This is a genomic window from Hahella ganghwensis DSM 17046, from assembly GCF_000376785.1.
GTDB lineage: Bacteria > Pseudomonadota > Gammaproteobacteria > Pseudomonadales > Oleiphilaceae > Hahella > Hahella ganghwensis.
Map to the genome: position 1 here is coordinate 1 of NZ_AQXX01000120.1, position 13,242 is coordinate 13,242.

The 13,242-nt window shown below is 49.1% G+C and carries 13 protein-coding genes; 2 read left to right on the top strand and 11 right to left on the bottom strand.

Annotated elements, in window-relative coordinates:
• The 11 genes from F566_RS0115600 to F566_RS0115650 all read right to left on the bottom strand — a co-directional run.
• Positions 1 to 647 (bottom strand): IS1380 family transposase (locus F566_RS0115600; protein WP_020407939.1); only part of this gene is annotated, 647 nt, incomplete at its 3' end.
• 160 nt (positions 648 to 807) lie between these two features.
• A complete protein-coding gene (locus tag F566_RS34900; protein ID WP_020407940.1) occupies positions 808 to 1,497 on the bottom strand; it encodes a M20/M25/M40 family metallo-hydrolase in 690 nt (229 codons plus the stop codon).
• 241 nt (positions 1,498 to 1,738) lie between these two features.
• Positions 1,739 to 2,125, bottom strand: coding sequence for a YbaN family protein (locus F566_RS33090; protein ID WP_020407941.1), 387 nt, complete (start codon positions 2,123 to 2,125; stop codon positions 1,739 to 1,741).
• 92 nt (positions 2,126 to 2,217) lie between these two features.
• Positions 2,218 to 3,150 carry an alpha/beta fold hydrolase gene (locus F566_RS0115615; RefSeq protein ID WP_020407942.1) on the bottom strand — a complete coding sequence of 311 codons (933 nt, stop codon included), beginning with the start codon at positions 3,148 to 3,150 and terminating at the stop codon, positions 2,218 to 2,220.
• Positions 3,151 to 3,302: 152 nt separating this feature from the next.
• Complete coding sequence (locus tag F566_RS38060) at positions 3,303 to 3,458, bottom strand: response regulator transcription factor (RefSeq protein ID WP_342662552.1); 156 nt, start codon at positions 3,456 to 3,458, stop codon at positions 3,303 to 3,305.
• Positions 3,421 to 3,945: a response regulator gene (locus F566_RS34905; RefSeq protein ID WP_342662553.1), complete on the bottom strand. Its 525-nt coding sequence runs from the start codon at positions 3,943 to 3,945 to the stop codon at positions 3,421 to 3,423. The genes F566_RS38060 and F566_RS34905 overlap by 38 nt, the downstream gene beginning before the upstream one ends.
• 161 nt (positions 3,946 to 4,106) lie before the next feature.
• Positions 4,107 to 5,456: a cache domain-containing protein gene (locus F566_RS0115625; RefSeq protein ID WP_020407944.1), complete on the bottom strand. Its 1,350-nt coding sequence runs from the start codon at positions 5,454 to 5,456 to the stop codon at positions 4,107 to 4,109.
• Between the two features lie 359 nt (positions 5,457 to 5,815).
• Positions 5,816 to 7,096: a TRAP transporter large permease gene (locus F566_RS0115635; RefSeq protein ID WP_020407946.1), complete on the bottom strand. Its 1,281-nt coding sequence runs from the start codon at positions 7,094 to 7,096 to the stop codon at positions 5,816 to 5,818.
• Positions 7,093 to 7,635 (bottom strand): TRAP transporter small permease subunit, encoded by a 543-nt coding sequence (locus F566_RS0115640; RefSeq protein ID WP_020407947.1) that lies wholly within the window; start codon positions 7,633 to 7,635, stop codon positions 7,093 to 7,095. The genes F566_RS0115635 and F566_RS0115640 overlap by 4 nt, the downstream gene beginning before the upstream one ends.
• A gap of 96 nt (positions 7,636 to 7,731) precedes the next feature.
• Positions 7,732 to 8,811: a TRAP transporter substrate-binding protein gene (locus F566_RS0115645; protein WP_020407948.1), complete on the bottom strand. Its 1,080-nt coding sequence runs from the start codon at positions 8,809 to 8,811 to the stop codon at positions 7,732 to 7,734.
• 340 nt (positions 8,812 to 9,151) lie between these two features.
• Complete coding sequence (locus F566_RS0115650; RefSeq protein WP_020407949.1) at positions 9,152 to 9,670, bottom strand: GNAT family N-acetyltransferase; 519 nt, start codon at positions 9,668 to 9,670, stop codon at positions 9,152 to 9,154.
• 226 nt (positions 9,671 to 9,896) lie between these two features.
• Here F566_RS0115650 and F566_RS0115655 point away from each other — a divergent pair, with 226 nt between their 5' ends.
• Both F566_RS0115655 and F566_RS0115660 read left to right on the top strand, forming a co-directional pair.
• On the top strand, positions 9,897 to 12,500 hold the full coding sequence (locus F566_RS0115655) for an EAL domain-containing protein (RefSeq protein ID WP_020407950.1): 2,604 nt from the start codon (positions 9,897 to 9,899) through the stop codon (positions 12,498 to 12,500).
• A gap of 124 nt (positions 12,501 to 12,624) precedes the next feature.
• On the top strand, positions 12,625 to 13,194 hold the full coding sequence (locus F566_RS0115660; protein WP_020407951.1) for an HD domain-containing protein: 570 nt from the start codon (positions 12,625 to 12,627) through the stop codon (positions 13,192 to 13,194).
• The last annotated feature ends 48 nt before the right edge of the window (positions 13,195 to 13,242 follow it).

The following is a 13,242-nucleotide window of genomic DNA, read 5'->3' on the forward strand; positions in this document are numbered from 1 at the left end:
AGGAACTTCACCAGCAATGCGGTGATCGCCCAGCTGTGTCTGGCCGCATCGATATTGCTCGGTCGCAGGTAACTGACCAGTGGCTGACGGCCGCAGAAGACATACAAAGGCAAAAAACAATAATGATCATAGTAGCCGTGCGGAAGGCCGCCCCGAAAGTACCGGCCTTCCTGATTTCCATGGACCGGGATATCCGAAGCGTCGAGGTCGAGCACAACCCGCTTGGGAGGCTTCGCGTATGAGGCGACAAACCGTTCCCACATGGCCCGATGCGCCTCAATCACCGCGGTCCGTTCTACCCGTTGCTCCATTCGACCCAGAGTGGCTTTGCTGGCCAGCGGTGTCATCCGGTTCAATGCCGTTTGGAACGCGTGGTCGTCTCGCAGGCTATCGTGATCATTCAGATCCTCATAACCGCAGGCAAGGCTGTAAAGGCGCTGTCGCATCAGGTCCAGCATGGGATGTTGAATTTTCTCAGCTTGGCGTTCATCAGGGACACAATGGGCAAGATCAAGACTGATGCCCGCCTTCTGATCAATTTCTCTTAACAACAGCAACCCGGCATCGGAGGTGATATGACCGCCGGAAAACTGGGCTTGAATCAGGCGTCTTTGTAGTGGCGAAAAGGATAGGGATTCTGGTAGCATTTTGGCCAACGGATGGTGTGTTTGTTTTTCGACTTAAGCAATTGAAATATAAACCTATCAGCCGTTTTTTGTTAGTGCTTCATGAGAAATCCGGGCTAGGCACAATATTTACCGCCTTACCACCTTGAATAACCCCAACATTCGACGTAATAAATGGAAACTAAAAAGGAGAGCCTTTCAATGCGTCCGACTGAGCTTTATTAATAATTGACTTGATTTTCAAGATAACCATAGAGGCGCACTCTATGGCATTAATAGATTTTGGAGACATAGAAGAATGGAAGGGCCGAGTTACAACTTGACATCTGTACACACGCTTTCCTTTGTGCGCTGATATTGGCCTCATACTTGTGGGCTCACCAACAATACATGCCTTCAAAGGCATACCCACGCTAAGCACCCTCTCGATTAACGAACCAACCCCCTGACACCCAATTTCTTCATCATAGGAAAAGGAGAAATGTATTGGAGACCTTAAATCCATTTCAATAAATCTAGGAACGGCAGCCATGCAAACCGCAATAAATCCTTTCATATCGCAGGCGCCTCGACCATAAAAGCGCTCATTGCGAAAATCCATGACGAAGGGGTTCGACTCCCAATCCTGCCCTTCAACAGGCACCACATCCGTATGCCCCGAAAGCATGATTCCTGGTCGACTCAGATCGCCAATGCTCGCAAGTAAGTTTGCTTTAGTTCCTTCTTCATTTTTGATGAGCGTAGCTGTAACACCAAAGTTGCTTAAATAGTTTGCAATGTAATTTATAAGGTCAAGATTTGAAGAGCTGCTTATGGTTGGAAAGGATATAAGCTTTTCTAGTATGTCAATAACACAATCTGCATGGTCCATTACCCACACCTTTTAAAGTGCATTTATTTAAAGCCAAAGTTACAGAAATATTCGCCATTATAATACGTAGCATTACTTATCCTGACATTAGATATTCTAATTATTAGTGCCATCGTACTTCCCACTAATAACTTTTTTCCATTTTACTACCTCCAATCACATCTGAGGATGAGGAGCAAAAAGGGATCTTCAGGAGGCAAATAACAGGATGACGCAGAAAAAGGGATAACAGATTGTGCGATCAGGATGATGAATTGTCGAGCTGTCTTGGTACAGAAGGATGACGATGAATATAAATCACCACCATGGTGAGGCAAATGAGTGTGAGGGTCAGCAGGTAAGGTTTCGCGTTCAACATATACATGGAGAACAGCCCGCTGAGGGTAATCATACTGTACGCGGTGCATTTAGCCCGTAAAGGAATCACACGGTGTTCGCGCCAGTTTCGCAACGCCGGCCCGAACCTGGCATGATTCAGCAGCCATTGCTCCCGCTCCGGGGAAGATTTGGCAAATGCCCAGGCTGCGATGATGATAAATATAGTGGTCGGCATTACCGGCAGAAATGCACCGATAATCCCCAACCCCACGCAGCACCAGGCAAGGACAAAATAACCAGTTCTGCTCATGACTCGTGTCTTTTGATCCCTGATTTCCACAATATGAGAACAATATTACATTGTCAGCCTTATAGAATCAGTATGGCAGCGAATCAAAAATATTAAAGTGGCAGAACTTCGCCTTTTACGGATGCCTCCGTTTTTTCCTCCGGACTAATCCCATTGCTTTGAGTGCCTTCAAAGAAATCCGCCAGTAAAGCGCTGACCTGCTCAGGATCATCTTCCTGTAGAAAGTGGCCACACTCCGGCAGGGATACGACACTGACATCAGGTAACATCGCTATCAGTCGCTCGGCGGTTTTTGGCATATCCGGCAGAATAAGATCTTTCGCTCCGTAAAAAATACCCACTGGCATGGTGAGTCCTGCCAACAGTTTTTCCAGATCCTTAAAGCCGGCTGGTGTCAACCCGACTCCAGCTTTCAACAACGCTTTTCTTGCGCGCTTTTCAGTAAAAGGGGTCTGAATCTGTTGTATCAGTTCCTCATCAACTTTCTCGTGATGGTTCATTCCCAGGTATAGAGAGGTCTTCAGCCCCCATGGACTGGCCAGTAAACTGCGAATCCCGGGCAATTTACAACTGAAGAGAAATGCCATGACCGCCCAGGAAAAATCAGAAAAGACCAGCGTATTTAACATGGCCAACTGCCTAACTCTATCCGTCCTGTGCACAGCCCAATAAGCGCCGATTGGCCCACCGGTGTCATGTACCACCAGATTGATTTGAGCAAGCCCCAGCGAGTCAAGGAAGCGATCCAGAAATCGCTGGTAATACCTGAAACTGTAAGAAACATTCAAAGGCTTATCTGACTCTCCATATCCCGGCAGGTCAACGGCGATCACACGCTGTTTCCGCCCCAGAACAGGCATAATATTGCGCCACAATAATGAGGATGTGGGAAAGCCATGCAGCAGCAGAATCGGTGGAGCATCCGTCTCTTGAAAAGGAAGCACCTCCCGGTAATGAATACGAAGCTCATCCACCTGGATAAAGTGGCTCTGCATTTGCGGGGTTATTTCAGGTTTACTGGACATAAGGCTGACCTTTGCAGATTGATATAGCGTCCTGCTTTTTTACGCCAGCCCGGTGTAGATAGCGATTACCTCGGAGGTAATATTTTCTTTGTTACGGGAAAAGAGACAGAATCAGCCAAAGGATAGGTGGTAGCCCCTGTAGGCAAGGCCTGTTACTGAATCAGCTTCTGGTCATAAGCGTACTTGGTCAGCTCAGCGGTGGTATTCAGGTGCAGCTTGGTCTTGATATTCTGACGGTGAGTTTCCACGGTGCGGACACTGATATTCAGCTCATTCGATATCGCTTTGCTGCTGAGTCCTCTGGCCACTCTCGACAGAATTGCTCTCCCGGCGGGTCAGTTTACTGGCCACAGGATCAGAACTCTCACCATGGCGAAACAGGGTTTCAGTGGCTGCCCGACAGATATAGGTAGCGCCGTCTGCCACAGTTCTGATGGCGCGCACCATTTCTTCAACAGAAACATCTTTGAGGATGTATCCCTTGGCCCCATGAAACATCAGTTGAGAAATATATTCGCGGTTATCGTGCATACTGAGGATCAACACCTTCAGCTCCGGATAACGCTCCTGAAATATTTTGGTGGTCTCGATACCATTCATATTGGGCATGCTGACATCCATCATGACCACATCCGGTTGCAGATCCTTCACCAGCTCCAGTGCCTCCAGTCCATCAGTGGCCTGTCCGACAACCTCGATCCCTTTTTCCTGTTCCAGCCGGGCACGAATGCCCTCCAAAACCAAAATATGGTCGTCGACCAGCATCACTCTGACGACAGATTCCGATGTGTTCATATGCCTGTTACCTCGCAGGGACCCAGTATCAATGTCTGTATCACAGCTCGTATCAAAGTCAGTAACAAAGATAATAACGCCATGATTCTGTCCCCTCACTTTTATTTATTTTTAACATTCACTCGTTAGCTGGCAAGAATCAGTTCGCTCCGAAAAACCGATTAAGCCTGATACTGCCTGAAGGAAGCGATTATTCTGGTACCACTTCCGGGCCGGGAGTTCACTTCAAACTCCCCCCCTAAAAACTCAACACGCTCACGCATATTGCGCAGCCCAATTCCTCTTTGGGTAAAAGCGTCCTTTTTGACAATGCCTACACCGTTGTCGGTGATGCAAAGAAACAGACCTTCCGCATCCTCCTCCAGGCTCAGTGTCAATCGGCTGGCTCGGGCATGCTTCTCAATATTGGACAGTGCTTCCTGAACAATTCTGTATAAGGTGGTGGCCACCTCTTCCGCTATCTCACTTTGCGGGGGCTGGATATCGATATCCATGGTGATGCCACTACGTTCCCTGAAATCATCCAGCAATTGATTCAAGGCTGCCAGCAGGCCGAGATCATCCAGCACACTGGGACGAAGATCATGAGATATGCGACGAACCTCCTGTATAGCCCGATTCAGAACCTCCCCTCCCTTCATCAGAGACTCACGAGCTGCCGAATCCGAAGCCGGAATATGAGTCATGGCAGTTTCGAGACGGTATTTGACCGACACCAGAAGCTGATTGATGCCGTCATGCAGCTCGCGGGAAACACGCCGTCGCTCCTCTTCCTGATGCTGAACCGTCTTATGACTTAGTTCCTTCAGGTTTTGATCTGCCAGACGATGCTCGTGGACGTTAAACAGTATTGCTGCCGTCACTACAACCCCTATCGATGCCATCAGGGCGATCAGGATCGCCAGCAGGGTCTGCTTGATATTGGCGTCCACGCCGGCTTCGATCAGTAACATCTCCGCGGCAATATCATCAATATACAGACCGGTACCGAACATCCACTGCCAGTCTTCAATCTGTTCCACATAGCCGACTTTGTCTACTTCATTGCCAGTGGAAGGCTGTTGCCACAGATATTGGTAATATCCCCCACCATTGGCAGCAATTTTCAAAAGATTACGAATCAGGTAATTACCACTGCTGTCCTGAAAATCATATAGGTCCTGACCGACAAGCTCCGGCTGAGCCGCATGAACGAGATTCAGTCCATCTTTAGTGTAGGCATAAAAGTATCCGTCATCGCTGAAAGAAGCCTTTTGCATCAGCGCCACGACTTTGGCCCGGGCTTCGGCCTCATTGGCTGAGTTCTCACGGATAAATTCAATGGCAATACGCATGATGGACACATAGTCCTTGAGCGCTGTTTCCTTAGACCTGCGGAGATTCTGCTCAAAAGTTTGCAGTTCACGCTTGGTCAGCATATTTCCCTGATGCAGCGTAACCACAGAGAAAATGGCCGTTACGACCAGAAGAGGAACCAGGGCAAGGAGTATGAGTTTGGTTCTTAACGACATGACGTTTACCATCAGGATCTGTTGATGCCATGCATCAATGGGCTCTCAATCAGCGGCAGTATGTCATAACCCCCGGCAACTTCACTATAGCATTGAAGACAGAGCCAACTCAGGAGCTGTTGACGTTTGAACTGATGCTCATGAAGAGATAACAGAAAACTCAAATCAACAGTTATCTGAGACATCTAAAACGGCAAAAAAGGCGGACACGGAGAGTGGGACTCTCGAGACGAAACAGGATTTCCTGTCATGGTCTCCCCGTGTCCGCGAACAGCCATCCTGGCCAACATTCATCCTTGACTATGCAAAGCCAGTATTGGCCTCACGGTCGTCGAACTTACAACGTTTATTGGATACCGCTACATTCCAAACAGTTCCGGGAATGCCATCAGGGTCACAACCACCAGCACCTGGAGCACGATAAAGGGCATCACGCCACGATAGATATCAGCTGTCCGAACCCCGGGCGGAGCCACTCCCTTCAGATAAAACAGGCTGAATCCAAATGGTGGCGTCAGGAAGCTGGTTTGCAGATTCATTGCAATCAGAATCGCAAACCACAGCATATCGATTCCCAGAGTCTGGGCTACCGGCGCCAGAATGGGCACGATAATGAAAGAAATTTCCACAAAATCGATAAAGAAGCCCAGCACAAGAATGAATAGCATGGACAGAATCAGAAAGCCCCACTTCTCGCCCGGCAGGGACAACATCCATTCCTCTACCAGAGCGTCACCCCCAGAGTAGCTGAAGGTCATGGAGAAGGCCGTTGCGCCCAAGAGAATCGCAAACACCATGGCGGTCACCACAACGGTTTCCTGGGCACTGTTCCAGATCATTTTCCAGGAAAACTGGCGATAGATCAGCGCCAGAACAATCGCACCAACGCCGCCCAGTGCAGAGGATTCTGTCGGTGTAGCGATTCCGGTGAAGATGGAACCGAGCACCACCATGATTAATGCCAGAGGTGGAATCACAGCCAGTAAGGCTTCACGAATTTCCTTGCCCCGATCATGGTGTTCTGAAGGCATGGGAGGCGCTAATTCCGGCTTGAGGAAAGTGGCGACGAGAATAAACGCGACATACAGGCCGATCAGAATCAGCCCAGGTACGACGGCCGCGCGGAACAGATCGCCCACCGGCAAACCTATGACATCTCCCAGAATAATGAGAATGATCGACGGGGGAATAATCTGGCCCAGTGTTCCAGACGCACAGATCGTCCCGCAACTGAGTTTCTTGTCGTAACCGTATTTGAGCATAACCGGCAGAGAGATCAGTCCCATGGCTACAACACTGGCGCCGACCACACCGGTTGAAGCCGCCAGCAAAGCGCCCACCAGAATTGTCGAGATGGCCAGCCCACCTGGCAGACCGCCGAACAGTTTGCCCATAGATTCCAGAAGTTGCTGGGCCAGTCGTGTTTTCTGCAACACCACGCCCATAAAGATAAACAATGGAATGGCCATCATCACGGTATTTTCCATGATGCTCATAATCCTGAACGGCATAAAAGCGAACAGGTCCATGCCTTCTGAGAGTATGCCGAAGACCAGCGCCACGCCACCGAAGGTAAATGCCACCGGAAAGCCCCACAGCAACATGAGCAGCGCAACAATAAACATAATAATTCCGATCATGCCAGGCTCTCCTTGTGTTCGTTGGAGTAAGTTTCACCCAGCAGAAGCACCCTCAAGGCCTGGGTGAACATCGCCAGCCCGCTGATCCCCGTCAACACAGCAGACAAGGGAATGACCGATTTAACGATCCAGCGATACGGCAGGCCGCCCGGATCACCGCTGCCCTCACCCAGTTCATAGGCCTCGACAGTAAAACCGTAACCGTAGTAGGCGATGAGAGCGCAGAAAGGAATCACAAACAAAACCACGCCAATCAGATTAATGAACGCCTTGGTACGATCACTTCGGGTTTCATAGATAATATCAACACGAACATGACCGTCCCTGCGCATCGCAAAGGGTACGCCCAATAGAAACGTCACAGAATACAGGTGCCACTCGAGCTCCTGCATACCGATGGAGACATCATTGAAGACATATCTCATCATGACGTCGAACGCCACGTTCACCAGCATCAGCAGCATGGCGAACGTCGCAAGGTGGCCACAAAAGTTGGACACGCCACCTAAAAATTCATCAGTCTTAACCAACCCACGCATTTGTGGCTACTCCTGTCTTACACCAATTAACAACAGCTCGACCTGAGACAGCGCCACCTGAATGATGGCACTGCCCAGTGTCAAAGTCGGCGCAGGTTATTCAACAACAGAGATGCTGTTGAGATAGGCTTCGTCAGAAATCTCAGTCCACTTGCGGGCTTTCTTGAGGTAAGCAAGTTGTGATTCGATAATCTCTTTGGCCAACGGATCTTCAGCAGACTTCTCCGCTACCAGCTCCTCATTGGCTTTACGCATGGCATTGATTACTTCTTTCGGGAAGGTGCGGACCTTCACGTTAGGGTAATCTTTCTTGATGGTATCCCAGTTTTTAGCACTTTCATGCGTGGACTGAGTGTACATATCGTAAGCGGCGGCTTTCATGGCCACTTTCAGGATTTCCTGCAGGTCTTCCGGAAGCTTGTTGAAAGTCCGTTTGTTGACCAGAAATTGCAGCTCAGTTGCAGGTTCATGCCAACCGGTATAGTAGTACTCTGCCACTTGCGGGAAGCCCATTCGCAGGTCCAGTGAGGGACCTACCCATTCCAGCGCGTCAATGGTGCCACGCTCAATGGCCGTATAAAGCTCACCCGGTGGGATATTGGTCGGCTTCACACCCAGCTTGGCAAAGACCTCACCGGCAAATCCGGGAATCCGCATTTTCAGGCCTTCCAGATCTTCCAGTGAATTGATTTCCTTACGGAACCATCCGCCCATCTGGTTACCTGTGTTACCACCGGGGAAAGACATCAGGTTAAACGGCTCATACACTTTCTGCATGAGATCCATACCGCCACCGTAATAGAACCAGGCATATTGTTCCGGTGCGATCATACCGAACGGCATGGTAGTGAAGTACAGCGTATTGGCGACCTTGCCTTTCCAGTAATAAGATGCGGAATGTCCCAAGTCATACTGACCGGAACGGACCAGGTCAAATATCCCGAATGGCGCTTTGTGCTTGTTGGAAGAATCAATCGTGATTTTCAGGCGTCCATTGGACATCTTCTCCGCCATGGCGGCCATATTTCGCGGTGCGTCACCAAAGATGGGAAAGTTAGGGCCCCAGGTTTCAGCCAGTTTGAGTTTATAGACTTTCTCGGCAGCGTGAGAAAAAGAACTAAGGAGAGCGGAGGATACCACTGCAGCAATTGCAGCAGCTTTTACGACTTTTTTCATTGCTTTATTCCTGTTGTGTTTGTTTTAGGAATGATGGTCATGCAAACCATGCTCATGCGCCTGTTAAGCAACAGACGATGACGCCCGTTTCGAGCATGAGAAGCAGAATGACAGTCTGGGAGGTGATTTTTTATCCGCTTAATTGACCAATTTCGCAGCGAGACTACGTAGAAGGTTATCGAAAACTACCTACGTAATTACCCTTAATCACGACGCGAGATCGTAGATTGTTCCGCTTCAGAATATGTCAACGTGACGGGCCGGCGTGAGAGGATTTGGAGTCGGTTAATCGACTCATAAAAGATTGCAGACGATTGCCGCTTTCAGATCCAGGCCGAATTTATAATTCTTTGGTAAATAGAAGAAGTTCTTCAGAACTCTCTGGATATATGACAGTTCCGCTCAAAGTCATTCCCAAATCTGTCAGCAGTGTCCTGGATACAAAATTATCCTTACTGGTGATGGCCTCAACTCGGGAAATCCTGAAGTGATTCCTTGCCAGCTCCAATATCGCACTGGCCGCTTCCCTGGCATATCCTTTTCCGCGAAACTCCGGCAGGAAAGCATAGCCAATATCTGGAGACTGCAGAAAATCCCGCTTGATCAGTCCACACATCCCAATGAGTGTTTCCGGCTCCTCTTCGCCGGTTTTCAGTGCCACGACATAAAACCCGAAACCATTCTCCCGATAACTTTTGAGAGGCACCTCCTGCAAATAGTTTTCAGCTTCCTGGGTTGTGCGGATACCGCGATCAACCACATGTCGAATAAAATCAGGGTCATTCAGGATGCGGATAATGAAATCCGTGTCCTCCAGGGTGAACTTCCGTATCCGTAATCTCTTCGTATCTATTACCATGTGTCGTTTCGTTCCCTATTTCATGAAGAGCGAGATGTAAAACAAAGATGAAATAACTCGTTACTTATCGCAACGTAAACCTTATGGACAGCCCCATGAATAGCAGCTTAACTGTATGTTATATCTCGGTAAAAATGGCTATTTTCCGGTTTTTACCTGCCAACACTATGTCCCAATCATGTCCTGGGCGTTTAATGGGTCACTACAGAATAATTCTAAGTATTAAATGACTTATCAGGGACTTAAGGCTTTTTTTATATTGGCAATCCTGCTTGTGGCCTGCCGGTCAGGAGCCAGTACCCCTATATCTATTGATCACGTATGGAAACCGGTCTCCGTTGGCCCCCACCTGGAATATCTGGAAGATTCCACCAATTTTCTGAACATTTTCGATCTGATCGACAACGAAGATCTTCGCTGGCAAAAGAACACCTCCGATACCCCCAACATGGGATATACCACGTCTACGTACTGGTTTCGCTTCAACATAGACAACACCAGCAACCAGACAGTGGACCGACTGATTGAGATCGGTTATCCCCTGCTGGACTATGTCGAAATGTTCCAGGTGAGCGGTGGCACCATCGTACAACATTACAACACTGGTGACCGCCATCCATTCAGCTCACGAGCCATCGAACACCGTCACTTTCTGTTTCCGATAAGCCTCAATAGCTATGGCCATAACACCATTTACCTTCGTGTTAAAAGTGAAAGCTCTCTACAGGTTCCCATTCATATTGCCGAAGAGGTTGAGTTCTATACTAATGACCAGACGGATCTGATGCGAAATTCCGTCTACTACGGCATGATGCTGGTGATGATTCTTTTTAACCTGTTTCTGTTTCTGTCGCTGCGGGAACGGGTCTACCTTTACTACATCTGTTTTGTATTTAGCTTTGCCGCGGTACAGCTTTGCCTGCACGGTATTCCATCTCAATATTTGTGGCCGGACTCTCCTTACCTGCAGGATTTGGGAGTTCTGATTTTTGTACCCTGCATCGTTTTATTCACCACGTTTTTTACGAAAAACTTCTTACATCTGTCTGAAAATGCGCCGAAGATGAATGTGTTCTTTACGGTGGCAGGATGGGTCAGCGGCGCTAACCTTGTGTGCGCCCTATTCCTTAACTACGAAACCTCGATCAAACTGTCCCTCGCCACGGTCGTACCTGTGTCGACCGCCTGTCTTCTCGTGGGTCCTTACCTTTGGGCCAGAGGACATACTATTGCCCGTTTTTACAGTCTTGCATGGTTCAGTATTACCCTGGCTGCAATGGTTCTGGCTTTTAACAAGATGGGCTGGGTGCCGAGAACTTTCCTTACCGAAAACGGCCTGCAATTCGGCTCTGCCCTGGAGGCGGTACTTCTCTCAATGGCTTTGGCGGACAGACTCAACAGCGAACGGGAAGAACGCTTTAAAGCCCAGGAAAGTATGTTGATAGAGTCTCGCCAGCGGCAACTGGCAGAGGAAAAACTGATTTACGCGGCTCTGCATAACCCGATCACCGGCACCCCCAACCGGACTCACTTTGAAAACTGGTTTGATAAGTCCTGTCGCCACAAAAAGCTCAACAAACCACTTTTCCTGGGCATGGTGCACCTGCTGCGTTTCCATGAAGTCAACAAGACATTGGGGCATTTTCAGGCAGACGAGCTACTGAAACAGCTGACCCGGAAACTCAATGAATGGGCCCTGGAAATACCGGGGTCTCTGATGCTGGACAACTCAGAGTCCCACAAATTCCACATCGTTGCTGTCGAAGGAGTGACCTTTGTGATTCTGATCGATCCGGAGAAGAATAAAGACCCTGAAGCAGCATTTGCCCAGCTGACCGCACGAATTGCTGAGCCGATTGAGTTCAAGGGATTAATGATCGATATTGGTGGCGTAGGCGGGACCGTCAGATTTCCCAACGATGCCCATGATGGATCGACACTGATACGTAATGCCCAGATTGCGATCGATATGGGGTCCCGTTCTGGCAACATGGTGACTCGTTATTCAGAGAATCTGAATCCATACAACCAACGTCGTCTGACCCTGGCCGGTGAACTACGTAAAGCCATCCTGACCGATAGCCTAAGTCTACATTTCCAGCCTAAAATTTCCGCCAGGGAGAATGTTGTCACAGGAATGGAAGCATTGCTCCGCTGGGAACACCCGGAGCATGGCTTTATAGGACCGGATGAGTTCATCCCCATCGCAGAGCAAACCGGTATTATCCATCCGCTGACCCATTGGGTGATTGACCATGCTGTTGGGAAAGTGGCGGCCCTGGCGCAAAAGGGCCATGACATTGCGGTGGCAGTCAATATCTCCGCGATCAATCTGAAGGAAAAAGAGTTTGCTGAATCTGTTCGCCTCATCCTGAAAAACCACAAAGTGGCGCCTTCCCGACTATCTCTGGAGGTAACAGAAACCGCCATGATGGACGACCCGAGGAGAGCTCTGGCGGTTCTCAAGCGACTGAATCTCCTGGGAATCCGCCTGTCTATTGATGACTTTGGAACCGGCTACTCATCGCTGGCTTACATTAAACAGTTGCCGGTTCAGGAGATCAAAATTGACCGGTCTTTCATTATGGATATGGAGTCCAATAATGGTGACGCCATCATTGTGCAAACCATGATCAACATGTGTCACGACCTTGGCTTTGAAGTCGTTGCGGAGGGGGTAGAAACCAACACCTCTTGCATCAGTCTGCGCGAAATGGGTTGTGATTATCTGCAGGGCTTTTACCTCAGCCGTCCACTGCCGTTCGACAAGTATGTCGTATGGTTGTCATCCTATACCAAAGACCCTTCCTCTATTTTGAAGGCCAACTGATGGCTTTAAATCCAATAGGTCGATTTGAAAGCCTAGCGATAATTTGAGAGCAAACAGGGACTGGCTCCTCTTAGCTTCAGTGTTGTAAAGTGATGGTCCATCAATCACAGGAAACACCACCTCCATGGATCATCTGAAACAACAATTGGGGTTCTTGAAAGAAATCGACCAGCTTAAAGGTGTCATCAGGCAAACCCCTTTGATGGACAAATCCCGTCAGGAGAACTCCGCTGAACATTCCTGGCACCTGGCCATGTATGCCCTGATCCTCTCAGAATATGCCAATGAACCGGTGAATGTGGGCCGGGTTATCCAGATGCTTCTGATCCACGATATTGTGGAAGTCGATGCCGGAGACGTTCCCCTGCACGGTAGCGGGGATAAAACAGAACAGGCTGAGCGCGAGCAAGCTGCTGCCAACCGGCTGTTTGGATTACTGCCTGACAAACAGGGAGCATCCTTACGGGAGTTATGGGATGAGTTTGAAGAAGCCTCAACGCCCGACGCCCGTTTTGCCAAGTCCCTCGACCGCCTGCAGCCGGTGCTGCATAACCTGGCCACAGAAGGCGGTACCTGGGATAAGTTCAATGTCGACGAAGCCATGGTACTGCAACGTTGCGGCCCGCAGATTGCAAAAGGCTCAGAGGCAATCTGGGATTGGGTCAAGGGTGAGATACAGCAGCATTTTGGATAGACCACAGGTCTCGCCAATTGCATTTACGGCACAGATTCCACTGCCTCA